Annotated in this window: 2 protein-coding genes; one reads left to right on the top strand and one right to left on the bottom strand. The window is 44.5% G+C overall.

The annotated features are described in order from the left end of the window. Positions 1-72 precede the first annotated feature (72 nt). On the bottom strand, positions 73-816 hold the full coding sequence (locus AB4496_RS19950) for a sporulation protein (protein WP_009846495.1): 744 nt from the start codon (positions 814-816) through the stop codon (positions 73-75). Between the two features lie 181 nt (positions 817-997). Here AB4496_RS19950 and AB4496_RS19945 point away from each other — a divergent pair. Next, on the top strand, positions 998-1572 hold a 575-nt coding region (locus AB4496_RS19945), incomplete at its 3' end, for a UTRA domain-containing protein (RefSeq protein WP_372131716.1).

Raw genomic sequence — 1572 nt, 5'->3', positions numbered from 1 at the left:
GTTAAGTTCGGCTTTAGAAATCGTATTACCGTCTCTCTATTAATAGACAGAATGACTACTAACAGAGACCGACTACGCACTCATGATTCTTGAGACTGCGTTGCGAATGTCAGAATCGGCCGCGTTTGCAGGCATGCTGAATGAGATGTATTGGTCGCCACGGAAGCTCATTGAGCGATCGATTTCTGCTAAGCAGTGAACCATTGAGCCTTCAACGATGAATGATAGCTCGATCTCTTTGTTATTCATGAAACCGCCGCTACGAAATTCAATCTCTTGGTAACAGCCAGAGCGAGAAGTAAAGCTGTTGCCTTTCAAGAAGCCCTTCTCTACGTCTGCTTTCACCATTGCCATTCCCGATGCTTCCACGCCTTGGATGATTTTAGCAACTGTTGGCAATGGGTGTACGGAGATGAAGTCGCGGTCTTTAGGATCAATCGCAAAGCCGATATCTAGGTTGGTTTCAACCCACACATGACACTGATTCATTTGCGCGTTCAACGCGGTGACTGGCGTTTCATCATTTAACTTAAGACGGAATGGCACCAATTTGGTTTCACCCGGTTGGATCACGAAAGGCTCTACGGCTTGAATACGACCTAACGAAAATGTTTCGTAGCTGGTGCTACCTTCCGTTTCGACTTTTACTTCTGTGTTGAGAACCAAGTTGATCAGGTCGATTTGTTGCTCAACGTCGCCGCCAACAATGTGAACATTGCCAGACAACTCTCCACCTTGGAAAACTTCAATATTATCTAAGACGGTATCAACTTTTGCTGCACCGATGCCCAAGGAGGCCTTTAATTTCTTAAACATATTATTTCCCTTTCTAATTATCTGATTTACGAATAGTTATTGCGTGACAATTTGCGACACTTGCCTCACAGAATCAAGCAATTTGCCCCATCTATGTTGAATAAGGTCACATTGCCCGAGGAAATGTTGAAATCGTGAAAAATTCCGTTACTCTATTTGTATAGTCAAATAAGGTTTCATTATGTCGAAAGCGCCGCTCTACCTTCAGATAAAACAGTTCATAGACGACAATATCACCAGTGGTCACTGGCCAGTGGGTTACCAGATAACCACAGAACTCGAACTCACCGAGCAGTTCAATGTGAGCAGAATGACGGTGAATAAAGCCATTCGAGATCTGGTGTCTGAAGGCAAGCTCATCAGGAAGCCAAGACTGGGCACTTTTGTTTGTGAGCCTGACGAAAAAGCGCAATCTCCTCTGCTTGATATCAACAACATCGCGCAAGAGATCAAAGACCGTGGCCAAACGTATACTAGCCAAGTTATCAAACACAAGAGCATCAAGGCTGATGAAAGCACGGCTACACGGCTAGGTGTGATGATCAATGCCGAAGTATTCTATAGTGAAATCATCCACTTTGCTGACAACACACCGATTCAATTAGAAGCGCGCTGGGTGAACTCTCAAACCGCTCCAAAATACCTAGAGCAAGACTTTTCAACCTCGACACCCAATGAATACCTTTCAAAAAGCTGCCCGTTGAGTGCTATCGAACACACGGTTGAAGCCATTATTCCTGACTCTCAAATAAGACT

The organism is Vibrio sp. 10N.222.46.A1, assembly GCF_041473595.1.
In the GTDB taxonomy this organism is placed as follows: domain Bacteria; phylum Pseudomonadota; class Gammaproteobacteria; order Enterobacterales; family Vibrionaceae; genus Vibrio; species Vibrio tasmaniensis_A.
Note: the sequence above shows the minus strand (reverse complement) of the source record. Positions and strands in the feature narration are given on the sequence as shown.

What these genes read in the sequence shown, in the direction of transcription:
- AB4496_RS19950 (WP_009846495.1), bottom strand. Translation starts at nt 816, where the DNA reads ATGTTTAAGAAATTAAAGGCCTCCTTGGGCATCGGTGCAGCAAAAGTT.